23 protein-coding genes are annotated in these 24,918 nt (G+C 67.8%); 10 read left to right on the forward strand and 13 right to left on the reverse strand.

What is annotated here, in order from left to right; translation table 11 throughout:
* Positions 1-2 precede the first annotated feature (2 nt).
* The gene (locus F9K07_RS28340; protein ID WP_159596567.1) at positions 3-863 is read left to right on the forward strand and encodes a response regulator; all 861 of its coding nucleotides are present in this window, start codon (positions 3-5) and stop codon (positions 861-863) included.
* Between the two features lie 3 nt (positions 864-866).
* Here F9K07_RS28340 and mnmA read toward each other — a convergent pair whose 3' ends face one another.
* Entirely contained in the window at positions 867-1,976 is a 1,110-nt protein-coding gene (mnmA, locus tag F9K07_RS28345) for a tRNA 2-thiouridine(34) synthase MnmA (RefSeq protein WP_159596568.1), read from the reverse strand.
* Between the two features lie 98 nt (positions 1,977-2,074).
* Between mnmA and arfB the strand changes: the two genes are divergently transcribed.
* Together arfB and F9K07_RS28355 are read left to right on the forward strand one after the other, a co-directional pair.
* Entirely contained in the window at positions 2,075-2,479 is a 405-nt protein-coding gene (arfB, locus tag F9K07_RS28350) for an alternative ribosome rescue aminoacyl-tRNA hydrolase ArfB (protein WP_159596569.1), read from the forward strand.
* 162 nt (positions 2,480-2,641) lie between these two features.
* Complete coding sequence (locus tag F9K07_RS28355) at positions 2,642-3,385, forward strand: hemerythrin domain-containing protein (RefSeq protein ID WP_159596570.1); 744 nt, start codon at positions 2,642-2,644, stop codon at positions 3,383-3,385.
* Here the strand turns inward: F9K07_RS28355 and F9K07_RS28360 are convergent.
* Together F9K07_RS28360 and F9K07_RS28365 are read right to left on the reverse strand one after the other, a co-directional pair.
* Complete coding sequence (locus F9K07_RS28360) at positions 3,382-4,755, reverse strand: GAF domain-containing protein (RefSeq protein WP_159596571.1); 1,374 nt, start codon at positions 4,753-4,755, stop codon at positions 3,382-3,384. The two genes, F9K07_RS28355 and F9K07_RS28360, sit on opposite strands and share 4 nt — an antisense overlap.
* A 2-nt stretch (positions 4,756-4,757) precedes the next feature.
* Positions 4,758-5,249: a hypothetical protein gene (locus F9K07_RS28365; protein WP_159596572.1), complete on the reverse strand. Its 492-nt coding sequence runs from the start codon at positions 5,247-5,249 to the stop codon at positions 4,758-4,760.
* A gap of 124 nt (positions 5,250-5,373) precedes the next feature.
* Here F9K07_RS28365 and F9K07_RS28370 point away from each other — a divergent pair, with 124 nt between their 5' ends.
* From F9K07_RS28370 to F9K07_RS28385, 4 genes are all read left to right on the forward strand, one after another.
* Complete coding sequence (locus F9K07_RS28370) at positions 5,374-5,976, forward strand: TetR/AcrR family transcriptional regulator (RefSeq protein ID WP_159596573.1); 603 nt, start codon at positions 5,374-5,376, stop codon at positions 5,974-5,976.
* Positions 5,977-6,036: 60 nt separating this feature from the next.
* Positions 6,037-6,924 (forward strand): alpha/beta hydrolase, encoded by an 888-nt coding sequence (locus tag F9K07_RS28375; protein WP_159596574.1) that lies wholly within the window; start codon positions 6,037-6,039, stop codon positions 6,922-6,924.
* 197 nt (positions 6,925-7,121) lie between these two features.
* The gene (locus F9K07_RS28380) at positions 7,122-8,180 is read left to right on the forward strand and encodes a cupin domain-containing protein (protein WP_159596575.1); all 1,059 of its coding nucleotides are present in this window, start codon (positions 7,122-7,124) and stop codon (positions 8,178-8,180) included.
* Complete coding sequence (locus tag F9K07_RS28385; protein WP_159596576.1) at positions 8,181-8,579, forward strand: YbaN family protein; 399 nt, start codon at positions 8,181-8,183, stop codon at positions 8,577-8,579.
* Positions 8,580-8,587: 8 nt separating this feature from the next.
* Here F9K07_RS28385 and F9K07_RS28390 read toward each other — a convergent pair whose 3' ends face one another.
* The 4 genes from F9K07_RS28390 to F9K07_RS28405 form a co-directional block, all read right to left on the reverse strand.
* On the reverse strand, positions 8,588-9,784 hold the full coding sequence (locus tag F9K07_RS28390) for a phosphoglycerate kinase (protein ID WP_159596577.1): 1,197 nt from the start codon (positions 9,782-9,784) through the stop codon (positions 8,588-8,590).
* A 49-nt stretch (positions 9,785-9,833) separates the two neighbouring features.
* Positions 9,834-11,588, reverse strand: a complete 1,755-nt coding sequence (locus tag F9K07_RS28395; protein WP_159596578.1) for a phosphoethanolamine transferase — start codon at positions 11,586-11,588, stop codon at positions 9,834-9,836.
* 65 nt (positions 11,589-11,653) lie between these two features.
* Entirely contained in the window at positions 11,654-13,015 is a 1,362-nt protein-coding gene (locus tag F9K07_RS28400; RefSeq protein WP_159596579.1) for a histidine kinase dimerization/phospho-acceptor domain-containing protein, read from the reverse strand.
* A complete protein-coding gene (locus F9K07_RS28405) occupies positions 13,012-13,716 on the reverse strand; it encodes a response regulator (protein WP_159596580.1) in 705 nt (234 codons plus the stop codon). Before F9K07_RS28405 ends, F9K07_RS28400 begins: the two co-directional genes overlap by 4 nt.
* A 110-nt stretch (positions 13,717-13,826) precedes the next feature.
* On the opposite strand from F9K07_RS28405, the gene F9K07_RS28410 reads away from it, so the two are divergent.
* Positions 13,827-16,526: a sulfatase-like hydrolase/transferase gene (locus F9K07_RS28410; protein WP_159596581.1), complete on the forward strand. Its 2,700-nt coding sequence runs from the start codon at positions 13,827-13,829 to the stop codon at positions 16,524-16,526.
* A gap of 175 nt (positions 16,527-16,701) precedes the next feature.
* On the opposite strand, the gene F9K07_RS28415 is transcribed toward F9K07_RS28410, so the two are convergent.
* From F9K07_RS28415 to def, 5 genes are read right to left on the reverse strand one after another with little or no spacing between them, the layout of a single operon-like run.
* Positions 16,702-17,037, reverse strand: coding sequence for an AzlD domain-containing protein (locus tag F9K07_RS28415; RefSeq protein WP_159596582.1), 336 nt, complete (start codon positions 17,035-17,037; stop codon positions 16,702-16,704).
* Positions 17,030-17,773, reverse strand: coding sequence for an AzlC family ABC transporter permease (locus F9K07_RS28420; protein ID WP_159596583.1), 744 nt, complete (start codon positions 17,771-17,773; stop codon positions 17,030-17,032). The genes F9K07_RS28415 and F9K07_RS28420 overlap by 8 nt, the downstream gene beginning before the upstream one ends.
* Complete coding sequence (gene fmt, locus F9K07_RS28425; RefSeq protein WP_159596584.1) at positions 17,773-18,759, reverse strand: methionyl-tRNA formyltransferase; 987 nt, start codon at positions 18,757-18,759, stop codon at positions 17,773-17,775. The genes F9K07_RS28420 and fmt overlap by 1 nt, the downstream gene beginning before the upstream one ends.
* A 32-nt stretch (positions 18,760-18,791) precedes the next feature.
* Positions 18,792-19,304 carry a hypothetical protein gene (locus tag F9K07_RS28430; protein WP_159596585.1) on the reverse strand — a complete coding sequence of 171 codons (513 nt, stop codon included), beginning with the start codon at positions 19,302-19,304 and terminating at the stop codon, positions 18,792-18,794.
* A complete protein-coding gene (gene def / locus F9K07_RS28435; RefSeq protein WP_159596586.1) occupies positions 19,301-19,822 on the reverse strand; it encodes a peptide deformylase in 522 nt (173 codons plus the stop codon). Before def ends, F9K07_RS28430 begins: the two co-directional genes overlap by 4 nt.
* A gap of 284 nt (positions 19,823-20,106) precedes the next feature.
* On the opposite strand from def, the gene F9K07_RS28440 reads away from it, so the two are divergent.
* Both F9K07_RS28440 and dprA read left to right on the forward strand, forming a co-directional pair.
* A complete protein-coding gene (locus F9K07_RS28440) occupies positions 20,107-21,345 on the forward strand; it encodes a LysM peptidoglycan-binding domain-containing protein (RefSeq protein ID WP_159597146.1) in 1,239 nt (412 codons plus the stop codon).
* Positions 21,346-21,358: 13 nt separating this feature from the next.
* Positions 21,359-22,468: a DNA-processing protein DprA gene (dprA, locus tag F9K07_RS28445; protein WP_159596587.1), complete on the forward strand. Its 1,110-nt coding sequence runs from the start codon at positions 21,359-21,361 to the stop codon at positions 22,466-22,468.
* Positions 22,469-22,500: 32 nt separating this feature from the next.
* On the opposite strand, the gene F9K07_RS28450 is transcribed toward dprA, so the two are convergent.
* Positions 22,501-24,873 carry a DUF1631 family protein gene (locus F9K07_RS28450; protein WP_328794002.1) on the reverse strand — a complete coding sequence of 791 codons (2,373 nt, stop codon included), beginning with the start codon at positions 24,871-24,873 and terminating at the stop codon, positions 22,501-22,503.
* Between the last annotated feature and the right edge of the window lie 45 nt (positions 24,874-24,918).

The following is a 24,918-nucleotide window of genomic DNA, read 5'->3' on the forward strand; positions in this document are numbered from 1 at the left end:
GCGTGAGAAAACCGCGCGTGCTCTGCGTGGACGACGAGCCCGAGGTGCTGCGGGCACTCCAATGGCTTCTGGACGCGTCGTTCGAGGTCTCCTGCACCACCGATGCACGCGAAGGACGCGCGCGCTTGCGCTGCGATGATTTCGAGGTCGTTATCAGCGATCTGCGCATGCCGCAGATGCTCGGCACCGAGTTGCTGCAGTGGGCGCGCATCGAATCGCCCAACACGATGCGCTTGATGCTCGCCGAGCCACCGGATTTCGCCGAGGTGGTGGACGCGGTCAACGCCAGCGAGGTGTTCCGGCTCTTGCCCAAGCCGTGGGACGCGCCCCAGTTGCTGGACACGGTGGACTACGCCGCGGCGGTGGCGCGCAGTGTGCCGCTGATCGAACCTGAGGGAGCCGGTGGTGGGTCGATCCGGGAAGAAGAGGCGGTGGTCTTGCTGGACCCCGACCCGGCGATCGAGTCGCAGGTTCGCGCATGCCTGGATGCACAGACGCGGTTGTACTGGGCACGCAGTCCCGGCGAAGCCGATGCCTTGTTGGCGCGCCACGCCGTGGCCGTGCTCGTGGTTGAGCCCCAGATCGGCAGCGCGTCCACGCTCGAGCTGATCCATGCACTCAAAAGCCGCCAGCCCCATGCCGTGCCGGTGGCGTTGAGTGCCGAACGAGACCCCACGCTGCTCATCCGCCTGATCAACGAGGCGCAGATCTTCCGCTTCCTGAGCAAGCCGGTGGTGCACCCCTATGCCCGCCGCACAGTCCAGGCCGCGTTGGCGCAGCACAGGGCCTTGCTCGCGCAGCCTCTGCGCACCGCACGGCATGCGGTGCAACGCCCGGCGAACGACGGCCAGGCGTTCGTGTAATGCTCAACCCGTACCCGAAGTGATCACGCCGCCACCCAGGCACACGTCGCCGTCGTACAGCACCGCACTCTGGCCCGGCGTCACCGCCCACTGCGGTTCGCGGAACGCGAGTGCGAAGTCGGTCTGGCCATGGGCTTCGAAATGGCAGGCCGCGTCGGCCTGGCGGTACCGCGTCTTGGCGGCGATGTCGGCCGGTGCCGGCGCCTGGCCCGACACCCAGCTCGCATCCTGCGCCCGCAAGCGGGGCGACAGCAACCAGGGGTGATCGTGGCCCTGGACCACCCACAACGTGTTCTTCTCGATGTCCTTGCGCGCCACGAACCAGGGCGCGTGGTCGTTGCCACCCTTTTGCGCGCCTTTCTCGCGCACGCCGCCAATGCCCAGGCCCTGGCGTTGACCCAGCGTGTAGAAGCTCAATCCCACGTGCTGGCCGAGCACGCGGCCTTTCGCATCCTTGATCGGCCCCGGCTCTTTCGCGATGTAGCGGTTGAGGAAATCGCGGAAGGGCCGCTCGCCGATGAAGCAGATGCCGGTGCTGTCCTTCTTCTTCGCATTGGGCAGCGCGATCTCGGCGGCCAAGCGGCGCACCTCGGTCTTGGGCAACTCGCCCACAGGAAACAGGGTCTTGCTCAGTTGCGCCTGGTTGAGCCGGTGCAGGAAGTAGCTCTGGTCTTTCAAGGGGTCCTTGCCCTTGAGCAACTCGAACCGGCCCCCGCGTTCGCGCACACGGGCGTAGTGGCCCGTGGCGATTTTCTCGGCGCCCAGGCGCATGGCGTGGTCGAGAAAGGCCTTGAACTTGATTTCGGCGTTGCAGAGGACGTCCGGGTTCGGCGTGCGCCCGGCCTGGTATTCGCGCAGGAACTCGGCGAACACGCGGTCCTTGTATTCGGCGGCGAAGTTCACGTGCTCGATCTCGATGCCCAAGACGTCGGCCACGCTCGCGGCGTCCAGGAAATCCTGGCGCGTGGAGCAGTACTCGCCGTCGTCGTCGTCCTCCCAGTTCTTCATGAAGATGCCGATGACTTCGTGGCCCTGCTGCTTGAGCAGATACGCACTCACCGCGGAGTCCACGCCTCCGCTCAATCCCACCACCACACGCTGTTTGCTTGCCATCGGGCGATTATCCCGGTGCGGCAATCCACCCGAGGCGCATGGGGTGACTGCGCCCCCGCACGGTCGAACCATGCAGCCCCCCGTGGCACACTGCGCCGATGCCCATCGCCATCGATCCCGCCGAGGTGGAGTTCACCGCCATCCGCGCCCAGGGCGCGGGCGGGCAGAACGTCAACAAGGTGTCCAACGCGGTACACCTGCGTTTTGCGGTTCATGCGTCTTCGCTGCCCGAGGCGGTGAAGGCGCGCCTGCTCGCGCTGAGCGACCAGCGCATCACAACCGAAGGCGTGGTGGTGATCAAGGCACAGACCAGCCGCAGCCTGGAGCAGAACAAGGCCGAAGCGCTGGAACGCCTGCAAGCGCTGGTGGACAGCGTGGCCACCGTGCCCAAGTCGCGCAAGGCCACCAAGCCCACCTACGGTTCGACCCAGCGGCGGCTCGAAGGCAAGGCCTCTCGCTCCAGCGTCAAGCAATTGCGCGGCCGCGTGCGCGGCATCGACTGAAAGCCGCGCATCTTTTGCGTTAAGGTTTTTTTAGGGTTCCTTTAAGCGCTATTTAGCAGCGCACGGCGACGGCCATTCCTAGACTGCATGCCATGATTCGTGGCGCATGGGGTGCCACGGTCACACCCGAAAAGGCGGGCCCGGCCCGCACAAGGAATCCACATGCAATCCCACCTTCTCGAATTGGCCCAAGTGGTCGCCACCGCCCGCACCGGCCAGGGCCGCTTCAACCTGTATGCCGGCATCCACAAGGCCTTGCGCGCCTTCATGGTCGACACGCTCACCGCGATCGGCCGCACCGACCCGGCGAACCCGGCGGGCGTCGCGCACACGGCACAGCAGACGCTGGCGCTGCTCGGCCTGTTCGAAGGCCACCTCCAGCATGAAAATGGCTTCGTACATCCCGCGCTGGACGCGCGCTGCCCCGGTGTGGCAAGCCGCATCGCTGGCGAGCACGTGGAGCACGAACACCACATCGCCCACCTGCGCAGCGTGACGCAGGCCCTGGCGCAGGGCGACACCCGCGAGCGCGAGGCGGCACTGTACGCGCTCTACCTCGGCATGGCCCGATTCGTGGCCGACAACCTGCAGCACATGCACATCGAAGAGACGGTGCACAACCCGGCGCTCTGGGCGGCCTACAGCGACGAGGAACTGATCGCGATCCACGACGCCCTGGTGGCCGCCGTGACGCCTGAGCACATGGCGCTGGTCACGCGCTGGATGCTGCCGAACCTCAACGCCCCCGAGCGGCTGGAGATGATGCAGGGCATGCGCGCCAGCGCCCCCCCACCGGCGTTCCAAGGCATGGTGGACGCCGCGCGGGGCCTGCTGCCACAGGCCGATTGGGTCCAGCTCGCGCGCGGCCTGGCGCTCCCGATCGCGTCCGGCTTGATGACGGCCTAAGCGGCCACGTCCTCCAGCTGAACCGGACCCAGTGCTTCGAAGCGGAAGCAGCCGCGCCCGGTCTTCTGGATGCGCAGCTGCGGGCACTGCTCGGCCAACCGCCGGTGCAGCAGCCACAGGCGCGCCTCCAGGTTGTCGGCCACGTCGGGCAGGCGCAGCGACGCGTCCAGGCGCAGTTCGCGGTTGGTGAACTCGTGGCGGCCGTTGCGCTCCCGGTCCTGCAGCAACTTCCACAGAATCGCGCCGGCCACGCCCTTGATCAGGTAGCTGTGGTTGACGAAGATGCTGTCGTTGCTGCGGTAGTGGCGCACGTGCAGCGCCGGCCCCGCGGGCTGAGGCGTGGCCGTGGCGGCGGCGTTCGCTGGCGCGGCGGCGCGTTCGTCTTCGCAAGCGTCTTCGGCCTCCTGCATCAGATCGATCGCCGCGCCGAGCTGGCCGCCCAAAGCGACCAGCACGTCCTCCTCTTCGAAGCCGAACTGCATGTCCTCGCGGCCCTCGACGAAGAGCACGCCGATGACACGGTCGGCCGACAGCAAGGGCACCGCCATCTGGCTGCGCGGCTCGGGCAGGCCCGGGTAGGGAATGTCGGTGCCCGCAGGACCACTGCCTTCGCTCACCAGGCTGTCGCGCATGGCGCGGCTGTAGAGGTAGGCGCTGGCCATGTGCATGATGCGCACCGGCGTGCGCTCGCGCGCGGCCACGCCGATCACGCCGTCGCCCATGGCGATCTCCGATCCCACGCCCGAGGTGGCATAGCCTCGGCTGGCCACGGTGTAGAGGCGTTGCGTGGCCGGATCGAGAATGAGCAGCATCGCATGGTGCATGGCCAGCTCGTGCTCCAACGCGTCCAGCGCGGCATGGAGCAAAGCGCCCAGGCTGCACGCCGCCGACAGGCGCACGCTCGCGCGGCGCAGCGCGGCCAAGGCATGCGGGCGCGACCGCCGCACCGGCAAAGGCTCGCTCAAAGGCGCCTGCGGCAAGCGTTCGACCTCGATCACCTCGTGGATGTCGGAGCCGAGCAGGCGAAACACATCGGCCATGCCGGTGTGCGAGGCAATGCCAGCAAGCTGCGCCTTCATGCTCTCGAACACCGCGCCCTCGGTCTCGGTGCGCAGGTAGCGCAAATGCAGGCGGTAGAACACCGCGTTGATCGGGTTGAGCACCAGCAGCGTGGAGCGCGGGTTCGCCAGCAGGTTCTGGCGCGTCTTGTTGAAAAACTGGAACGACAGCGCGACGTGCTGCGGGTCCACGTAGTACACCTGCGAGAGGTAGGCCACGTTGGGCGTGCCGTCGACCGCGCTGGTGGCCATGATGGCGGGAATGGCCCCTTCCAGGCAGGGTCGCACTTCGTCCAGCTTGGCGCTCTTCATGCTCACCCTTGAAGGGGACGACCCGCCTTGGGGCCCGGCGTCTGGTCAAAGGCCTGGTCGGGCTCGAACTCGATCGCCACCAGATCCTCCAAGCGGTGAGCCAGCATGGCGCGTGCGTAGACCGGGCCCAGACCGATCAGGGTCAACTCGCGTTCCATGCCCTGCAAATAGCGCTGCAGCACCGGCGCCTCGTCGGCGCGCGCCTCCCGCAACCGGGCGCGCTGCGTCTTGAATTGCACGGTTTTGTGGCTGCTGGGTTGGCTGAACACCACGGCCAGGCGCCCGCTGCGGGCCACGTCGCGCAACAGCTGCGCCGATTGGCTGCGGCTCAGATAGACCGTGATGCGGCGGCCTTGGTCCTCGACCCGACTGCCCACCGCGCGCATGACACTGGGCACGAGCTGGTCATCGCAACTGCTGACGATGACGGACACGCCCTGGTCCATCAAGGCCAGAAACTCGGGAGACAGCGGCGGTGGAGCGGGTGTTTCCATGGGAGGCGCGGCCGGTGAGGTGCGTGGGCCGCAGCGATCATAGCGACCAGCCCTCCCAACGCCAAGACGACACGGGGCACCTTTCGATTTGCAATTTCGCACAATCGTGCCAAAATCAAGCCCCATGGACGCCCGGACCCAGAAAAGTGAAATGACGCGCGCCGCCATCGTGGGCGCGGCGCTGGACCTGGCCGCCTCCGACGGCCTGGAGGCCATCACCCTGCAGGCGGTGGCCGACCGCATCGGCGTCTCCAAGAGCGGGGTGTTCTCGCGCGTCGGCTCGCGCGAGGCCTTGCAGAAGGCCGTGATCGAGGAGTTCGGCCGGCGCTTCCTGGCCGACGTGTTCGTACCCGCCATGCAGGCGCCCAAGGGCCTGCCCCGGCTGAGCGAGATCGTGCGGCGCTGGCTGGTGCGCCTGCGCGACGTGGAAGCGCACACCGGCTGCCTCTACACGGCAGGCGCGTTCGAGCTGGACGACCGCGAAGGCGAATTGCGCGACCTGTTGCTGGGCGAGGTCACGCGCTGGCGCGCGGCGCTGCGGCGCACCGTGCAACAGGCCATCGAGGCGACCCATCTCCAGCCCGACACCGACCCGGACCAGTTGGTGGGGGAGATCTGCAGCCTGGCCATCGGCCTGGTGCACGACGTGCGCTTCCTGCGCGACCCCCGCGCCGCGGACCGCGCGCAGGCCACCTGGGACCGTCTGGTCGCCACCTACCAACGTTGAGTCTTTTTTTATCTCAATTTCGCACGATTGTGCTATTTAAACACCCCCCTGGGCTACGCCATGAACACCCGCTCTCTGCAAACCGCTTCCGCCTATTACCAATCCGTGCCGGGCACCCGCTGGCTGCGCTGGGCCCTCGGCCTGTCCGAACGCGTGTGGCCCGCGCTTGCGGTGCGTGGCGCGCTGCGCCTGTTTGGCACGCCGCTGCCGCCGAAGTGGCTGCACCGTTCGCAGCCCGCGTTGTCCACGTGGCACACCGAAGCCTGGTCTTTTGAAGACGCCAGCCTCACGCTCTACCAACCGCCGCCCGGCCCGCACCAGCCCCTGGTGGTTTTGCTGCACGGTTGGGGCGGCCATGCGTCGCAGATGCTGCCGCTGGCCGAGGCGCTCATGCGGCAAGGCCTGCGACCGCTGCTGGTGGACCTACCCGCGCACGGCCGCAGCGAGGGCAGCACCAGCAACCTGCCCCAGTTCGCGCGCGCCATCGAATACCTCATCGCACGCCTGCGCCAGCAGGACCACACGGTGCGCGGCGTGGTCGCGCACTCCTTGACCGCCAACGGCCTGGCATACGCGGCCGCGCGCGGCCTGCCAGTGGAACGCCTCGTGCTGCTGGCGCCACCGGCCTCGCCGCACGAATACACGCAGCTGTTCGCCAAGGTGTTCGGGCTGAGCGAAGGCACACGCGCGCGGTTGCAGCAGCGGGTGGAGGCGCGCGAAGGCATCCTGATGCGCCAGTTCGAACCGGCGGCGGTCGGGCCGCGCGTGGCGCTGCCCACGCTGATCGTTCACGACCGCGAGGACCGCATCAACCGCTTCGCAGATGCGTTGGCCTACCGCGACGCCATCACCAGCGCACGCCTGATCGAGACCAGCGGCCTCGGGCACACCCGCTTGCTGCGCGACGAAGCGGTCGCCGCGGCCGTGGCCGCGCACATCAGTGGCTGAGCATCGACATCACCGCCTCCCGCATCCACCGATGCGAAAAGGCGCCAGCGAGAGCGCCGAGACGAACATCGGAAATCTGCGCTTGGGCAAACCGGCCCCACGGCGCGCGCGACAGCGTTCGCCGCAGACCCCTCCTAGAATGGGTCCAGCCTGCGCGGGACGCCGTCCCCACCTCCCGCGCAGGGCCAGGAGACCCCATGCACGATCTCGGACGACTCGAAGACCTGCCCGCCAACTACGTCGCCGAGTTGCGCGCGCTCAACTTGGTGCCGCTGTGGCCCAGTCTGCGCGGGGTGCTGCCACCCACGGTTCCCACGCGCCAGACGCGTGCCACGCACTGGGCCTACCGGTCCATCAAGCCGCTGCTGCTGAAAGCCGGCGAACTCACGCCGATCGAGAAGGCCGAGCGCCGCGTGCTGGTGCTGGCCAATCCGGGCCACACGCTGGAGAAGATGCAGGCCAGCGCCGCCATGTACCTGGGCATGCAGCTGCTGCTGCCGGGCGAGTGGGCGCCGAGCCACCGCCACACGCCCAACGCGGTGCGCATGGTGGTGGAAGGCGAGGGCGCGTGGACCACCGTGGACGGTGAGCGCTGCCCGATGGCGCGCGGCGACCTGATCCTCACCCCTACCGGCCTGTGGCACGAACACGGCCACGACGGCAAAGAACCGGTGGTCTGGCTCGACGTGCTCGACCTGCCGCTGGCCTACTACCTGGAGGTGAGCTACCACCTCAACGGCACGCGGCAGGACGTGAAGCCCGGCCAGGGTGATCGCGCCTACGCGCGCGGCGGCATCGTGCCCACGCCGGTGTTCGGCCGCAGCGGCCGGCGCTACCCCATGCTGCGCTACCCCTGGGCCGATGCCAAGGCCGCGCTGGAATCCCTGGCAAGCGACCGTCCCGACATCGACGCCGTGCAAGTGACCTACGTGAATCCCGAGACCGGCGACGACGTGGAGAACGTGCTGGGTTTTCATGCGCTGATGCTGCGCCCTGGCCAGGCCTTGCAACTGCCCGCGCGTTCGCCGGCCGTGGTCTACCACGCGATCGAAGGCGCGGCGCGCGTGGCCACCGACGCGCAAGGCTTCGACCTGGTGGAGGCCGACACCTGCTGCATCCCCGGCTACACCGCCACCACGCTCACCAACGCCTCGGCCAGTGTGCCCACCTTCCTGTTCGTGGCCGACGAGTCACCGCTGCACCGCAAGCTCGGCGTGTACGAGGTGCGCGCCGACGGCCAGCCTTCGATGCCCTGAATGGCTTCTTCCACGCCCGCGTCGTCCCGCGCCGTGCGCTGGCTGCTCTGGCTGGCCGGCACGGTCTCGCTGGCCCTGGGGCTGCTCGGCGTGGTGCTGCCCGGCCTGCCCACCACGCCCTTCGTGCTGCTCGCCGCCGCCTGCTACGCCAAGGCCTCGCCGCGTCTGCACGGCTGGCTTTTGCAACACCGCTACCTCGGCCCCATGGTGCGCGATTGGGAAACGCACCGCAGCCTCACGCGACGGACCAAGACCATCGCCATCGCCTCCATGGTGGTGATGGTGGGCCTGTCGGCCTGGGGCTTTCGCGAGCGACCCTGGCTGCTCGGTGGGCTGCTGGTGGCGGGCCTGATCGGCGCGGTCGTGGTGACGCGCATTCCCACGCGCGCGCCGCGCTGATCGAATTCTCAACCGTTGGCGCGGCGCGCCAGCACTTCGAAAGCCGGCAGCGTCTTGCCCTCCAGCACTTCGAGGAACGCGCCACCGCCGGTGGAGATATAGCCCACGTCCTTCTCGATGCCGTACTTGGCGATGGCCGCCAGCGTGTCGCCACCACCGGCGATGCTGAAGGCGCTGCTCTTCGCGATGGCTTGCGCGATCGCCTTGGTGCCGCCTTCGAACGCCGCGAACTCAAACACGCCCACTGGGCCGTTCCACACGATCGTGCCGGCCTGCATGAGCTGCGCGGCGAGCCTGGCCGCGGTCTCGGGGCCGATGTCCAGGATCAGGTCGTCCTCGGCCACGTCGGTGGCCTTCTTCACCGTGGCCGGCGCGTCGGCGGCAAAGGTCTTGGCGGTCACCACGTCGGTGGGGATCGGCACTTCCGCGCCGCGCGCCTTCATCGCGTCGATCACGGCCTTGGCTTCTCCCAGCAGATCGGGCTCGGCGAGGCTTTTGCCGATCTTCAGGCCGGCGGCCAGCATGAAGGTGTTGGCGATGCCGCCGCCAACGATCAGGTTGTCCACGTTGTTCGCCAGGCTCTTGAGGATGGTGAGCTTGGTGCTGACCTTGCTGCCCGCGACGATGGCTACCAGGGGGCGCCCGGGCGCTTCCAGGGCCTTGGCGATGGCATCCATCTCGGCGGCCAGCAGCGGGCCGGCGCTGGCGATGGGTGCGGTCTCGGCGATGCCGTAGGTCGTGCCTTCGGCGCGGTGCGCGGTGCCGAAGGCATCGTGCACGAAGATGTCGCACAGCGCGCCCAGCTTCTTCGCCAGTTCGGGGCTGTTCTTCTTCTCGCCCACGTTGAGGCGGCAGTTCTCCAGCAGCACGACCTCGCCGGGGGCAACCGAGAAGTCGCCGTCGACCCAGTGGGCCACCAGGCGCACCGGGCGGTCCATCAACTCGCCCAGGCGCGCGGCCACGGGGGCCAGGGAATCTTCAGGCTTGAAGGCGCCTTCGGTAGGACGCCCCAGGTGGCTGGTGACCATCACCGCAGCGCCGGCGTCCAGCGCCATCTGGATCGCAGGAATGCTGGCGCGGATGCGCGTGTCTTCGGTGATGCGGCCGGCGTCGTCCTGCGGCACGTTGAGGTCGGCGCGGATGAACACGCGCTGGCCCTTGGCTTGGCCACTGGAACAAAGGTCGGAGAAACGGATGAAGGACATGGTGGGCGTTCGGTCGGCAAAAGGAAGCCCGCATTGTAGGAAACGCCGCTCAGCCCGTTGCCGTGGGCGTGGCCTGCGCCCCCGCCTGCGATACGCCGCCGCACGGTGCCAACGCATCCAGCGCGAGCTGGTGGGCGCGGGTCTGCACGTCCATCAGGCCCAGCACCGAATGGAAGATGTGGTCGTGCGAGATCGGCTGCTCAGCCCGTTCGCGCAGGCACCCGGGCAACAGGCCCGTGCGCCGCTGCAGACCGCGCGAGAACCACGCCACCATCGGCACATGGGTCTGCTGCTCGGGCGCGAGGGCATAGGGCACACCATGCAAGTACAGGCCGTTCTCGCCCAGCGATTCGCCGTGGTCGGACACGTAGAGCAGGCCGGTGTCCTCGCTGCCGCTGTCCGCGCGGGCCTTGAGCCATTGCAAGGTCTGGTCGAGGAAGTGGTCGGTGTAGGCGATCGAGTTGTCGTACGCGTTGACCAGTTGCTCGTGCGGGCAATCGGAGAGCGTGACGCTGGTGCATTCGGGCAGAAACGGTTTGCGCTCGGGAGGTGCGCGGTGCGCATAGGCCGGGCCATGGCTGCCCATCAGGTGCAGCACCACCACCACGCCGCGCGCGCGGCGCTGCGGGTCCAAAGCGGCAATGCGTTGGTCCAGGCCGTCGAGCAGGGCACCGTCCTGGCACCCGCTGCCCTTGCACAGGCCGGGCACCGGGTGGTCGTTCGCGAAGGCATGCGGCACGCGGTCGCACACGCCTTTGCAGCCGGACTGGTTGTCCATCCACAGCACGGCCAGGCCGGCACGCTGCAGCACGTCGAGCAGGTTCTCGTGTTCGGCGGGTTGGTTGCCGCCTTGCACACGCGTGAGCGGCGAAAAGATGCAAGGCAGCGACGCCTGTGTGTTGGTGCCGCACGAACTCACGGCACCAAAGTTCACCAGGTCACCCTGTGCCTGCCAGCGCGCCAGCGCCGGCGTGGTGTTGCGCGCGTAGCCGTTGAGGCCGAAGTTCTGCGCGCGCGCGGTTTCGCCGATCACGAGCACGAACAGCGGTGGCCGCGCTTGCTGGGCATAACTCGCGCCGAGATGGGCATCTTCGCCCACCGGCAGCAGCGGGCGCACCTGGCGCGGCAACTGCTCCACCGCGAGCCGCGCGCCGGCGTAGACGGTGTTGAGCGGGTTGGCCATGTAGCGCAGGTCCTTGTGGTTGCGCATGAGCGAGGCCAGACCCTGGTAGCTCAGCAGTGCCGCGAGCACCAGCAGCGCAAACGCCATCAACGCGCCGACCAGGTTGCGCCCCAGCTGGGACCCGGCACGGCGCAGCGCCACGGGCTTGCGCCACAGCGTCCACAGTGGTGCACCGGCCACCAGCAGCACCGTGCCCGGCAAGGACCAGGACAGCAGGTCGCGCACCTCGCGCGCATCGGTGTGCAGCACGTTGGCCAGCATGGTCGGATCGATCACCACGCCGTACTGCCACATGAAGTGCGTGTTGAACGCGGCCACCAGCAGCAGCGCGCTGGCCACCGGCCGGAATACGCGCGGCCAGGACAGCAGCGCGAGCAGCACGGCGGTGGCGCCGGTGAGCAAGGCGCCCAGCCCCAGGATCAGCGCCAGCCGATGCGTGGGCGAACCGCCGAGTGTGTCGATGCGCTGCCACATCGGCAGGTTGCCCACGGTGGCCAGCCACAGCGCAAGGCCCCACACCGCCGTACCCGAGCCCGCGCGCGTCGCCGCGGTGGCGGGTGCGGATACGCGTGAAGACGGGAAATGAAAACGTGAAAACGCAGAAGGCAAAGAAAACGGCATAGCCGGCATCCGAATGCCAGCACATGCCGGCCGCCGCACTGTGCGCAACCGACGTTAAACGAACCTTATGCGTCCGCTGCCGTGGGCCAGCGCAGCGTGAAGCGCGTCGTCATCGGTGCTTCGCCCCGGTCGCGCACCAGTTGCGCGCCCACCTGCTCGGCGATGCGCTCGACCAGGCGCAGGCCCAGCCCCAGGCCACCGTGTTCGGCGGCTGGGCTGGCGGCGTGCGCGCGCTGGCCGTCGTCGCTCACCGACACGCCGTGCGCCTGCGGCGTGCGCCACACGGCCACCTCCACCTGCGTGCCACCGGGCGTGTGGCGCAAGGCGTTCTCGATCAGGTTGCGCAGCGCGAGTTCGACCAGCATCGGTTGCCCCCGCACCAGCACCGGTTCGCCGTCGGGCTGCTGCAGCGCGAGTTCATGGCCGCTGTCGTAGGCCGCCGGCGCGTGCGCGGCAACCAGGCGTGCCGCCAGTTCACCGAGCGCCACCCGCCCTTGCACCAGCGCACCCTCGCCGCTGACCGCGCTGCGGTTCGCGCGCGCGAGCTCGAGCAACTGGTTGAGGATGCGGCCCGCGCGCAGCGATTCCTGCTCAAGTTGCGCCAGGCGTTCGCGCGAGGGGTCGTGCTGCGCGGCGCTGGCTTGCAGTGCCAATGCAGCCAACGGCGTGCGCAATTCGTGCGCCACGTCGGAAGCGAATTCCCGCTCGCGCTGTGCACGCGTCTGCAGCGTGTCGACCAAGCCGTTGATGGCGGCCACGGTGCTGGCGAACTCGCGGTGGCGGTGCTGCGTGTCCAGGCGCTGTCCGGCGAAACCGTCGAGCGCGGCCACCTCGCGGGAAAGGGCATCCAGGGGCCGCAGGCCCCGGCGGACCGCCCACCACAGGAGCAGCGCGACCAGAGGCAGCACCAGCAGGGCCGGCAGCGCGACATGCGCCGCGATGTCCTTGCTCAGTCCGTAGCGCTGCTGCAAGTCCATGAACACGATCACGCGCCGCACGTGGCCGTCTTGCGTGATCTGGGCGGAGTAGGTACGCCATTGGGGCACGAGCCCGGCGGCCTTCACCGTCGCGGTCGAGAAGCCCTGCAGCGGCACGGCCGCCGGATCCAGGCCACGGGCCATGTCGTGGGTATCGGCGACGAGACGGCCATCGTCCCACGCCATCACGGCCACGTCCTGCAGGAACTCATGGCGCAGGTCGGGCGCGTCCGCGGTGCTCGGGGGGCCCACGTGGTACGGTGCGGCGGTCAACCAGAGTTTGGCCACGGCCGTCATCTGGCCGTCGGAGAACTGGCGCGCCTCGCGGTACACGGTGGGCCAGGTGAAGGCGATCAACGCCACCCACACGACCCCCAGGACCCCGAGCGTCCAGCCCAGCAGGTAGCGCCGCAGCGTGCGCACGGGGGTGGGCGCGGAGATGCCGTTCATCGCACCGGCGCTTCTTGCGGCACGAAGTAGCCCACGCCACGCACGGTCTTGATCAGGGACTCGCCCAGCTTGCGGCGCAGGTGGTGGATGTGGACTTCGATCGCATTGCTTTCCAGGCCTTCGCCGAACCCGTACAGCGCCGACTCCAGCCGGGCCTTGGACAGCACCTGGGGCCGCGCCTGCAACAGCGCCAGCAACAGGGCGAACTCCTTGCCGCCGAGCACCACGGTTTCGCCGGCACGGCGCACGGTGTGGGAGGCCGGGTCGATCACCAGATCGCCATGCTCGATCACCGGGTTGCTGCGCCCCCCGGCGCGGCGCAGCATGGCGCGCAGGCGGGCCAGCAGTTCGTTGGCGTCGAAGGGTTTGACGATGTAGTCGTCCGCGCCACTGTCCAGCCCGCTGATGCGGTCGCTCACGCCGTCGCGCGCGGTCATGATCAGCACCGGCATGTCGGCGCGGGGCAGACGCTCACGCCCTGCCACGGGTGCGGGCCGGCGGCGCAGGCGGGCCAGCAGGTCCAGGCCTTCGCCATCGGGCAGGCCGAGGTCGAGCAGCATCACGTCGAAAGGCTCCACGGACAGGGCGAGCCAGGCGCTGTCCAGCGTGGCACAGGTGTCCACCGCGTAGCCCGCCTGCCGCAGCGAGGCCTGCAGGCCGCTGGCAATGCCGGGGTCGTCTTCCACCACGAGAGCGCGCATGCTGAAACGGTGTTGGGTTGGGGCTGGTCTGCCGAGACGGCCCATTATCGAACCGCGCCTTAGAAGCACCTTAAGGTCCTTTTAACCTGCGCCACCCACAGTGCCGCGCCATGCACGCACTGTCTCCTCCGCGCGGAGCGGTTTTCCCGCCGCTCGCCGCTCCCGCGCTCTGGCTGCTCGGCCTGCTGGCGTTCACCCTGCTGTGGGATACCACCCCACTGGACATGGTGGTGATGCAGCGCATCGGCATGCCGGAGGGCTTCGTCCTGAAAGACCACTGGCTGCTCTCGCGCGTGCTGCACGACGGCCTGCGACAGGCCATGACCGTGGCGTGGGTGGCGTTGTGCGCGTGGGCGCTGTGGCCCGGACTGGCGATGCCCCGGCGCGAACGCGGCGCCGTGGTCCTGCTCGTGAGCTTGTCGTTGCTGGCCGTCAACCTCGTCAAGAACCACAGCCTCACGAGCTGCCCGTGGGACTTGCACGGTTTTGGCGGCAGCGCCCGATGGGTGTCGCACTGGGCCTGGGGCGTGGCCGACAGTGGCCCCGGCCGCTGCTTTCCGGGCGGCCATGCGTCCAGCGGGTTTGCCTTCGTCGCGCTGTGCCTGCCGTGGCTGGACGCGCCCGCCGGCATGCGGCGCCACCGCGTGGTGGGCTTGCGCTGGCTGGCCGCCGCGTTGTGCACCGGCTTGCTGGCGGGAGCGGTGCAGACGCTGCGTGGCGCGCACTTTCCAAGCCACACGCTTTGGACGCTGCTGATCTGCGCGTCGGTGTCCCTGGCGGGCTGGCGCCTCATGAAGACCGGTCTGGAGCCCGCGCGGGCCATTCCGAAGACCTGCCCCCTGGGACGTGCCCCGCAAGCGCCAACACAGCACCCGGGCCCTTTCCTCCAGAACGCGTGGGTGGTGCTGCGCCCCCTGCTGATGCCCATGGCCGGCATGCTCGCGGTGCTGTGGCTCTCGCGGCTGGGCCTGGCGGTCTGGCAGGCCGATCGCATTTCGCAGGCACACGCCTGGTCCCACGTGTGGTTTGAGGGCCTGCGCTTCGACGCGGTGCTGATCGGCATGGTCTGGGCGTTTCCCGCCGCGCTCACGCCCTGGATGGCCACCACGCGCGCCACCCAGCACATGTGGTCGACGGTGCTGCGCGGGTATGGCGCTTTCGTCCTGTTGCTCACCGCCTTCATGGAGTTGTCCACCCCGGCCTTCATCGTGCAATACGACAGCCGGCCCAACTACTTGTTCGTGGAGTATCTGGGGTACGTCAAGGAAGTGGGTGGCACGCTGGTCAAGGATTTCTGGCCCCATCTGCTGGCCGCGGCCGTGCTGCTGCCCGCGCTGGCGTGGGCATACGTCCGGCTGAGCCGCCCGACCCGCCAGCCGTCACCCATCCGCCTCTGGCAAGCTGTGCCGCTGTCGGTGTTGCTGTTCTTCGCGCTGGCGCTGTGCGCACGCGGCGCGTTGGGGCACCGCCCGGCCAACCCCGCCAGCGCGGCCCTCACCACCGACCACCTCGTCAACGAACTCCCGCTGGGTTCGCTGTACACGGTGGCGTATGCCCTCTACCAATCGCGCAAGGCCGAAGAAGGTGGCATCACCTACGCCGAGATGCCCGAGGCCCACGTGATCGAGACTGTGCGGCGCGAAACCGGCCTGCCCGCGAGTGCCTTTACCGACCCGGCCTCGCCCCTGCGCCACCTGCAAACCAGCCTGCACCCGCGGGCGCGGCCACTCAACCTGGTGATCGTGCTCGAAGAAAGCCTGGGCGCGGAATTCGTCGGCCGCCTGGGCGGCTTGCCACTCACCCCGAACCTGGACCGGTTGGGCGAGCAGGGCATCTGGTTCGACAACCTGTACGCCACCGGCACGCGCTCGGTGCGCGGCATCGAAGCGGTGGTGGCCGGCTTCCCGCCGACCTCGGCGGTGAGCACGGTGAAGCTGGCGAAATCGCAGCGCGACTTCTTCACGCTGGCCAGTTTTCTCAAAGCGAAGGGCTACGGGTCCACGTTCTACTACGGCGGTGAATCGCACTTCGACAACATGCGCAGCTACTTCATGGGCAACGGTTTCGACCGCGTCATCGAGCAGAAGGACATTCCGGCCGACGCTTTCATCGGCACCTGGGGCGCGTCCGACGGCGACCTGTTCGAGGTGGCGCACCGGCAATTCAGCCAACAACCGGCCGACAAGCCCTTCTTCGCGCTGGTGTTCTCTTCGTCCAACCACGCGCCGTTCGAATTCCCGGACGGCGGTTTTGATCTGTACGAGCAACCGAAGAACACCGTGAACAACGCGGTGAAGTACGCCGACCACGCGCTCGGGCGCTTCTTCGAGAAAGCCAGACGATCCGCCTACTGGGACAACACGCTGTTCCTGGTGGTGGCCGACCACAACTCGCGCGTGTACGGGCCATCGGTCATACCGATCGAACGCTTCCACATTCCCGGGTTGATCCTGGGCGGCGCGGTGAAAACGCCCGAGCGCATCCGCACCGCGGCCAGCCAGATCGACTTGGCACCCACGCTGATCTCCTTGATGGGTCTGAGCGGCGAGCACCCCTTGACCGGGCGCGACCTGAGCGACCCCGCGCAACGCGCGCGACCCGGCCGCGCGATCCTGCAGTTCGACAAGATCCAGGCCTACATGGAGGGCTCGGAGGTGGCGGTGCTGCAGCCCGACAGCCCCGCGCGGCTCATGCGCTACACCAACGGTTCACTGCAGGACCACCCCGGCCGCAACGACGCGCTGGTGGACAAGGCACAGGCGCACGCCCGCTATGCGCAATGGGCGTACGAAAAACAATGGCACCGCTAGGAGCCTGCGCGGCAGAAGGCATCGAAGCGAAACGCTCGAAAACCGAGGATCGTCAGGTGCTGCTGACAAGCCCAGGGTGGGCCCCTGGGCGCAGGCGGTAGTACCTGAAGAGACCGGTTTGTCGAGCGTTGCAGCCGATGACCCTTCTGCCGCGCAGGCTCCTAGGCGCAGTCCCTCACCAGCCGAAGGCCAGCCGCAGCGGCAGGTAGACCACCATGCCGCACACGATGGTGCCGAGCACGCTGCGCTTCCAGAAGAACCAGGCCATGCCGGCAGCGGCGGCGAACAGCCGCGCGTCTTTCCAGGTGCCGATGAGCTCGCCCTGGCTCATCACGATCTCGGGCACGATGACCGCGGCCAGGGCGGCGATCGGGGCGTACTGCAGCCCGCGCTGGGCCCAGTGCGGCAGGCTCCAGGGCTTGCTGGAGATGAAGAAGAAACCGCGCGTGATCACCGTGATGCACCCCAGCAGCACGATGGCGAGAAAGGTCCAGGGGTCGACGTCAAACATGGTGCGCCCCCGGCCTAGCCCCATCTGGACGAAATTTCTCCAACACCAGACAGATCGCCACGGCACTGGCGATTGCCACCAGGATGTTGAGCTTGAGCGGCAAGGCCCAGGCCGCCACCGCTGCCGCGCCCGCGACACCAGCAGACACCACGCGCAACTTCGACGAAGCCAGCGAACACATCACCCCCAGCAGCGCCAGGATGCCTGCAAAGCCCAGGCCCCAGGCCACCGGAATGGCATTGGCCAATGCGATGCCGATCAAGCTGGAGCCCATCCAGGCCACGTAGTTCACCGCACAGTTGCCCATGAGATAGGCCTGCTGCTGCTCCAGCTCTTCGGCGTTGGCGCCGGGGTGCGGAAAGCGCTTGGCGAAGAACACATAGCTCAGATCGCCCGTCACATACCCCTTGAGCAGGCGCTCCCAGCGCGGCAGGTGCATCAGATAGGGCCGCAGATGCGCGGAGAACACTACGAAGCGCAGGTTGACGCAGAAGGCCGCCGCCAGAATCACCCACAGCGGAGCGCCCGCGGCGATCATCGGCACGGCCGCGAGCTGGGCACTGCCGGCGTAGACGATCAGCGTCATCAACACCGCTTCCATCGCGGACAGCCCCGACTGCACCATGGCCACGCCGGTCATCAGCCCCCAGGCGCCGATACCCATGGCCACCGAGACCTGATCGCGCGCGCCCTCCCAGTACTCCGGACGATCGCGGTACTCGCGGCGGTGGAACATCAATGCGCCTCTTCTTTCGCGACGTTGACCATCTCAAGCCTCTGCCCTGCTTGCAGCGCGAAGCCGCGCAGGAAATCCGCCGCGCCCAGGCGCTTGCCACCCGCCCGCTGCAGCTCGGTGAGCACCAGCACACCATCGCCCGTCGCCACGCGAATACCCTCGGCATGGGCCGCCAGCACCTCACCGGGTGCGCCCGTGGCTGTGGCGCCGGGGTCGACGTGCGCGGCCCAGACCTTGATGGCGTCGCCCCCCAGCGCGGTGGCCGCACCCGGGAAAGGGTTGAAAGCGCGCACACGCTGCGAGAGCGTGGCGGCCGGCGCGTTCCAGTCGAGCGCCGCTTCGGCCTTCTCGATCTTGTGTGCGTAGGTCACGCCTTCGGCGGGTTGCTTCTGCGCCTGCAGAGCACCGCAGGCGGCGATCTCCAGCGCCTCGACAATCAGGCGCCCGCCCAGTGTGGCCAGGCGGTCGTGCAGCGCGCCGGTGGTGTCGTCGTCACGGATCGGCAGGCGCTCCAGGAGCAGCATGTCGCCGGTGTCGAGTCCGGCATCCATCTGCATGATGGTCACGCCCGTCTGTGCGTCGCCGGCTTCGATGGCGCGGTGGATCGGCGCGGCACCGCGCCAGCGCGGCAGCAACGAAGCATGGATATTCAAACACCCCAGTCTGGGCGCATCCAGCACCCATTGCGGCAGGATCAGGCCATAGGCCGCGACCACCATCGCGTCGGCCTGCGCGGCCAGGATCGCATCGCGCGCGGCGGCCGCGTCTTGCGGGTACTTGCCATCGAGGCGCAGGCTGCGCGGCTGTGCCACGGCGATGTGGTGCTCCAGAGCAAGTTGCTTCACCGGCGAGGCCTGTAGCTTCATGCCGCGTCCGGCCGGGCGGTCCGGCTGGGTCAGGACCAAGGGCACGGAGAAGCCGGCAGCGAGCAGGCGCTCCAGCGCAACACGCGCGAATTCCGGCGTGCCGGCAAAGATGATTCTCATGAGGTGCTGGTCAGGCGTTGGGGGAAGTCGGCTCAGGTATAAGGTGCCGAATCGTCGGCCACCAATTCATCGGTGAACATGAGCTGGCGCACGACACCCGCGGGATCCAGGTGGACGTGCGCCAGGCGCGGGAAGTCCATCTGCTTGAAGCGGTAGGTCCAGACCTGACCGTCAAACCGCGCCACGCGCTCCACCAGCGCCGGGCGGCCCAGGTTGAGCAGCACATCGTCACGCGTCCAGCGGCCCAACTCGATGTTCTTCTGCATCCAGTCGATGTCCAGCACCTGCACCGAACGCAACAAGCGCCCGTCCGGACCTAGGTCCAGGTTGTGCACCCATTGCCCCGAAGGCTGGCCGGAATACTGCAGGCGCGTGCCGCCGGGCAGTGTGTGGACCGAGGTCGGTCGGCCGAGCCGGGATTCGATCTCGGCGCGCGAAGTGCCTGGCGCAACGCGCTCGGGCATGATCGAACAACTGGCCAAGGCCAGCACGGCAGCCAGCAGGGACCCGCAGGTCAGCCGCCGCAAGTGGGAGTGTGTCTTCATGTGCGCGATGCCTCACGTTGTGCCTTGACCAACTTGGACTTGATCCGGTCCCGCTTCAGAGGCGAGAGGTACTCCACGAAGACCTTGCCCAGGAGATGGTCCATCTCATGCTGGACACAGACCGCCAGCATGCCCTGCGCTTCCAGCGTGCGTTCCTGGCCCTCGCCATCGAGCGCGCGCACGCGCACTGCGGTAGATCGCTCCACACCGTCATAAATTCCCGGCACCGACAAACATCCTTCCTCGCCCTTGCGCGTTTCGGGGCTGGCCCACTCGATGACGGGGTTGATCAACACCATGGGCTGGTCGCGCGTCTCGCTGACGTCGATCACGATGACCCGCTCGTGCACATCGACCTGCGTCGCGGCCAGGCCGATGCCATTGGCGTCGTACATGGTGGCGAACATGCGTTCAATCAGCAGGCGGATGCGCTCGTCCACCGCCGCGACGGGCTTGGCAACTGTGAACAGGCGCGGATCGGGGTAGCACAGGATGGGCAGAATCGACGGCGGGTTCATGAAAGTTCGTGGGTTTCGGGATCGGTCCGGACAGAACATCCGCGGTCCTCGGGCGACGGCTGGCGGCGCATCGGGGACAGGCGGAAAACGGTGTCGCTATTTTCGCGACTTTTGCGACGGCCCGTGAGACGCCCAGTCAGAAACATTGCCTAATCAAAGGCTTGCGCGCAAAATCAAAACCGACTTGTCAAGACACGAGCGCCGTCGGCGACCGGCTGTGGGTTCCCCCGGAACGGCACAGTCTGAGCGCCAGCGATCACCGCCCAGGGGCCCATTTCATGCGAATGCACCACAGCCTGTCCATCCCATCCCGTTCGTTGCGCCAGTTGCATCCGTTGCGTCCTTTGGCCTGCGCTGCCGCACTGCTCGCAACGTTCATCGCCAGCGGCGCCGCAGCCCAGAACTTCCCCATCACACCGTCCCAGCGCGCCACCGCCGACCAGGTAGCGCAAATGGGTGTCCCGCTGTCCGCCCTGGCACCCAACGCTCCCGACAGCTACACCATCAAGCGCGGTGACACCTTGTGGGCGATCTCCGGCATCTTCCTCAAGACGCCGTGGCGCTGGCCCGAGCTGTGGGGCATGAACCGCCAGGACATCGAGAACCCGCACCGCATCTACCCGGGCCAGGTGCTGTACCTGGTCAAATCGGGCGATCGCGCCCTGCTCAGCACCCGGCCCGCTGGCAGCGGCGACCCCGCCACGGTGCGCGTCACCCCGCGCACCCGCTACGAAAGCCTGGGCGACTCCGCCGTGCCGCCGGTGTCGCTGCAGGCCATCGCGCCGTTCCTGACCGAACCCATGGTCGTGGACGAAGCCACGTTCGCGCGCGCGCCGCGCATCGTCGCCACCCAGGAGAACCGTGTTCTGCTCACCCGCGGCGACCGCGCTTACGCGCGCGCACTGTATGGCGACAGTGCCCAAGGCGAACCCCTGCGCGTGGTCGATGGCAAGTCCATCGACTACCGCGTGTTCCGCAACGCCGTTCCTTTGAGGGATCCCACCACCGGCGAGGTGCTGGGCTATGAAGCCCAATACGTGGGCAAGTCCCAGTTGATCTCCAGCGAAACCACACGCCCCGCCGCCGACGACAAGACCGCGACCGAACTCATTCCCGCCGCGATCGACATCGTCTCCGCGAAGGAAGAGATCCGCATTGGCGACCGCCTGCTGCCCGAGCCCGAGCGCGAGTTGAGCAACTACGTGCCGCGCGCACCCGATTCCGCGCAGAGCGGCCAGATCGTCTCGGTATATGGCAATGCCGTGCGCTACGCCGCCCAAAACCAGGTCGTCACGATCAATCGAGGCCGCGAACATGGCATCGAACGCGGCCATGTGCTGGCCATCCAGCGCGAAACCAGTGTCTTGACCGATGCCACCGACCCCGCCCGCCCGCAAGTGCGCCTTCCCGGCGAACGCAACGGCCTCATGATGGTCTTCCGCACCTTCGACAAAGTCTCCTACGCCCTGGTGCTGCAGATCACCGATGGCGTGAAGGTCGGCGACCGCTTCATCAACCCCTGACCCCCGCATCCTTATGCTCCAGCCCGACGAGCTGGCGGCTTGGCTGCGCCTGCTGCTCACGCCAGGTGTCGGCCCCGAGTCCGCACGCAAACTGCTGGCGGCCTTCGGGTTGCCCGATGCCATCTTCGCGCAACCCCCATCGGCATGGCAGGCGGTGGTGGGCGCCCGGATGGCGCACGCGCTCGAAACCGAGCCCGCCGACCTCCAGCACCACCTCGACACCTTGCTGACCTGGGTGGCGCAGGACCCGCAGCGCCACGTGCTCACCTTGGGAGACCCGCTGTATCCGCCCGAGTTGCTTCAGATGAGCGATCCGCCCCTCCTGTTGCACGTGCAGGGCGACGTTCAGGCGCTGCATCATGCGCGCCGATTGGCCATCGTGGGCAGCCGCAATCCCACCCACCAGGGGGCGGCCAACGCACAGCAGTTCGCCCAGGCGCTGAGCCAGGCCGGCGTTTGCGTGGTCTCGGGCATGGCCCTGGGTGTCGACGGTGCCGCGCATGAAGGCGCGTTGCAAGGGGGCAGCGCCACCGTGGCCGTGGTCGGCACGGGACTGGACCGCGTCTACCCCAAGCGCCATCTCGAACTGGCGCGCCGAATCGCCCGGCAAGGCGCGATCGTGAGCGAATACCTTCTGGGGACGCCACCACTTCCCGAGAACTTTCCCCGGCGCAACCGCATCATCGCCGGCCTGTCGCAGGGCACCCTGGTGGTCGAGGCCGCGGTGCAGTCGGGCTCGCTGATCACCGCTCGACTGGCCGCCGAACAAGGTCGTGAGGTGTTCGCGATTCCGGGCTCCATTCACGCGCCCCAATCGCGTGGCTGCCACGCGCTGATCCGCCAGGGAGCCAAACTGGTCGAATCCGCGCAAGACATCCTGGAAGATCTTCGCTTCACGACACCGTCGAAAGAGCAACCGCCTGCGGAGCACGACAGCAACACCTCGCACGGTGAGGATGCGCTGCTGCAAGCCATGGGCCACGACCCGGTCGGCCTCGATGCACTGCAGGCCCGCACGGGTTTGAGCACGGCCCAGCTACAGGTGCGCTTGCTCGAACTCGAACTACAGGGCGATGTGGGCCGCCTGCCCGGCGGCTTGCTGCAGCGGCAGGGCCGCGGCTGAGTTCGCACTTGGAAAAATAGGGTGAACAGGCCCTAGTTCAACAAGCGCTCGGGGTTGGCCTCCAGCTTGGCCATGGCGTCGCGCGTGGCGCGCACGGTGAGCGCTTCTTCCTCGGTGGGCACCAACAGCCCGGCCTGCAGGTAGGAGGCCACGCGCGTGGACTGGATCAGGAAGCAACGCCCCCCATTGGTCACGAACAGGTAGAGCTGCCCGCGCTCACTGCGCCAGGCCAGCTGCACGCTGTTGAGCTTGCCGTTGTGGTCCAGGCCGAACCACGAGCCGATCTGCAGTTCGACCGCCCACGCCCGCATGGCTTCGTTGGGTTGGCTGCCTCCCTGGTTGATGACCTCGATGTTGCTGGCGTCCACCCCGGTGATCATCTCGATGCTCTGGGTGTCCAGGTCCAGATCGCCCATGCCATCGGCCGGCAGATAGTCTTCCAGGTTGGCCAGGCGCTCGGACAAGTTGTCCAGGCTTTCCTGGGAAATCGCTTCGGTGCGCGACATGAAGGCATCGGCCAACGTGTCGCTGACCGACTTGATGTGCTGGTCTTGCAACAGGGTCGGAAAACCCAGCAGGCCCATGCCCTGGCGCAGGCGCTGGAGCAAGCTGGGCAGTTGCTGGATCACCCGCGCCCGGTCGTTCCGGTTGGGCTTGGCGCTGGCAGCCCACAACAGATCGGAAGCCACTTGCTTGAGGGCGTTGGTCTCCTCGTGCCGAAGTCCGTGCTTCACGCTGGCGACCGCCAACACATCCACCCAGACCTTGAACAGAAAATCGCGCACCTCGTCGCGCACCGGCACATCGTCCAGCAACTTGCGCAGCTCGATGGTGTACTGCACCGACAGGGTTTCCTTTTGCTCGACCTGCTGCGCCACGCTGACGAAACGGCTGGCGCTGCCTTGCTCGCTCAGGTAGGTGGACAGGAACTTCTGGAACTCGTCGAACACCAGCTGGAACACACGCCGCCCGGTTTCCGGGTACTGCTCGATCACCTGCACCACGCGTTTGATCTCGGCCTCCAGCGCCGCCGAGCCCACATTCGATTCAAACCCCATCACGCACGAACCCATGCGATCGATCAATTGGCGCGCCGGATGCTGCAAGGCGCTGAAGAACTCCGGCTCGGCCAGGGCGACACGCAGCACGGGGATTTGCAGCCGCGCAAACCAGACCCGGACACTGGGTGGGATGCGCTCTTCGGCCAGGATGCTCTGAAACATCAGCGCCACCACTTCGATGGTGGCCTTCTCGGTGGCCGTGCTGGCGGCCTGCTTGAGCTCGCTGGAGCGCTGCCGCAACGACGTGGCCACGCGCTCCACCTGCGCCGCCCCCACATACACGGCCCCGTTTTCAGAGGCGCCCGACAGGTACAGGCCGCCATCCGCACCGGAAGTCCCGGCCTGGTATTGAATGGCTTGTTGCAAGCGGGGCGAGGGTGACATGACCTGGGTGGCCTCGAAGTCACCGCCCACCTTGTCCATCAGCAGGCGCTTGAGCCGCCCGACCACGCCCTGGGCACGCATGCGCGCACGCGCCAGCGGAGAGGTACCCGTCAGGAGCCGGGTTTCGTCCTGGACGCCCATGGCCGAAGAGCGAGCGCTCATGCGGCCCAGATCGCTCCCCAGGCCGGAGGGACCACCCGGGACCGATCCCACGCCCGAAGCCCAGCTCCCGTCGCTCGGATGGGTCTCCGGCGAGGTCGAACGTGCCGCCGATGCGTCGCGCTGCACGGCAGGCAGAGGGCTGCGACTTCCCGGCACCCGCTTGACCAAGGCTTGCAGATCGATTTCCTTCATGACGCCGCTGGACACCAGGAATTCGTTGGCGGCCTTGTAGCCTTCATGCAACTTGTTGGCCAGCAGCGGCGCGAGAGCGTCCTGCACCAGTGCCCAGGCCTCGCGCGTCATGTGCGCGTCGAGCCATTGGTCGACCAGGATGCGGGCGGTCACGTCCGGCAACAGCACATCGCCACGTGGCAGCTCCAGCCGCCCTTCCAGATGCTGGATGCGCAGGCGCAGTTCGTTGAGTTCGGTGGACGACTTGTCGAGCACCTGCATGGCCAGGCGCGAAGCCAAGATCTGGTCGTCGATCGCGCCTTCGGCCACCAGTTCCAGTTGGCCCGAAACGCTCGTGGGACTGCCGGAGTTGGAGAAGCGGGGCAGCAATGCGCGCTGCAAGGATTTGCGGCTTTGGTTGAGCCACGTCGTCTGGTTTTTCTGGAACCCCGTCCAGGCATCGCGGCGCGTCTGCATGTCGCGCGCGGAGCCGGCCTGATCCAGGATGGAGGTCAGCCGCGTGTCGCAAGACTTGACCAATTCGGGAAGGGCACGGCCCACGTGAACCACGAAGAGTTCACGAGCCTGCTTGGCCAAAGAGGAAACGTGCGGATCGGGCGGCGACACAATGCGTGCAGTATGACACGGTTGACACCAAGGCTTACCGGCGCC

The organism is Hydrogenophaga sp. BPS33, from assembly GCF_009859475.1.
Taxonomy (GTDB): domain Bacteria; phylum Pseudomonadota; class Gammaproteobacteria; order Burkholderiales; family Burkholderiaceae_C; genus Hydrogenophaga.

Coding starts and splice junctions, on each gene's coding strand:
- mnmA (WP_159596568.1), bottom strand. CDS start 1,976: ATGGCAAGCAAACAGCGTGTGGTGGTGGGATTGAGCGGAGGCGTGGAC.
- arfB (WP_159596569.1), top strand. CDS start 2,075: ATGCCCATCGCCATCGATCCCGCCGAGGTGGAGTTCACCGCCATCCGC.
- F9K07_RS28355 (WP_159596570.1), top strand. CDS start 2,642: ATGCAATCCCACCTTCTCGAATTGGCCCAAGTGGTCGCCACCGCCCGC.
- F9K07_RS28360 (WP_159596571.1), bottom strand. CDS start 4,755: ATGAAGAGCGCCAAGCTGGACGAAGTGCGACCCTGCCTGGAAGGGGCC.
- F9K07_RS28365 (WP_159596572.1), bottom strand. CDS start 5,249: ATGGAAACACCCGCTCCACCGCCGCTGTCTCCCGAGTTTCTGGCCTTG.
- F9K07_RS28370 (WP_159596573.1), top strand. CDS start 5,374: ATGGACGCCCGGACCCAGAAAAGTGAAATGACGCGCGCCGCCATCGTG.
- F9K07_RS28375 (WP_159596574.1), top strand. CDS start 6,037: ATGAACACCCGCTCTCTGCAAACCGCTTCCGCCTATTACCAATCCGTG.
- F9K07_RS28380 (WP_159596575.1), top strand. CDS start 7,122: ATGCACGATCTCGGACGACTCGAAGACCTGCCCGCCAACTACGTCGCC.
- F9K07_RS28385 (WP_159596576.1), top strand. CDS start 8,181: ATGGCTTCTTCCACGCCCGCGTCGTCCCGCGCCGTGCGCTGGCTGCTC.
- F9K07_RS28390 (WP_159596577.1), bottom strand. CDS start 9,784: ATGTCCTTCATCCGTTTCTCCGACCTTTGTTCCAGTGGCCAAGCCAAG.
- F9K07_RS28395 (WP_159596578.1), bottom strand. CDS start 11,588: ATGCCGTTTTCTTTGCCTTCTGCGTTTTCACGTTTTCATTTCCCGTCT.
- F9K07_RS28400 (WP_159596579.1), bottom strand. CDS start 13,015: ATGAACGGCATCTCCGCGCCCACCCCCGTGCGCACGCTGCGGCGCTAC.
- F9K07_RS28405 (WP_159596580.1), bottom strand. CDS start 13,716: ATGCGCGCTCTCGTGGTGGAAGACGACCCCGGCATTGCCAGCGGCCTG.
- F9K07_RS28410 (WP_159596581.1), top strand. CDS start 13,827: ATGCACGCACTGTCTCCTCCGCGCGGAGCGGTTTTCCCGCCGCTCGCC.
- F9K07_RS28415 (WP_159596582.1), bottom strand. CDS start 17,037: ATGTTTGACGTCGACCCCTGGACCTTTCTCGCCATCGTGCTGCTGGGG.
- F9K07_RS28420 (WP_159596583.1), bottom strand. CDS start 17,773: ATGTTCCACCGCCGCGAGTACCGCGATCGTCCGGAGTACTGGGAGGGC.
- fmt (WP_159596584.1), bottom strand. CDS start 18,759: ATGAGAATCATCTTTGCCGGCACGCCGGAATTCGCGCGTGTTGCGCTG.
- F9K07_RS28430 (WP_159596585.1), bottom strand. CDS start 19,304: ATGAAGACACACTCCCACTTGCGGCGGCTGACCTGCGGGTCCCTGCTG.
- def (WP_159596586.1), bottom strand. CDS start 19,822: ATGAACCCGCCGTCGATTCTGCCCATCCTGTGCTACCCCGATCCGCGC.
- F9K07_RS28440 (WP_159597146.1), top strand. CDS start 20,107: ATGCACCACAGCCTGTCCATCCCATCCCGTTCGTTGCGCCAGTTGCAT.
- dprA (WP_159596587.1), top strand. CDS start 21,359: ATGCTCCAGCCCGACGAGCTGGCGGCTTGGCTGCGCCTGCTGCTCACG.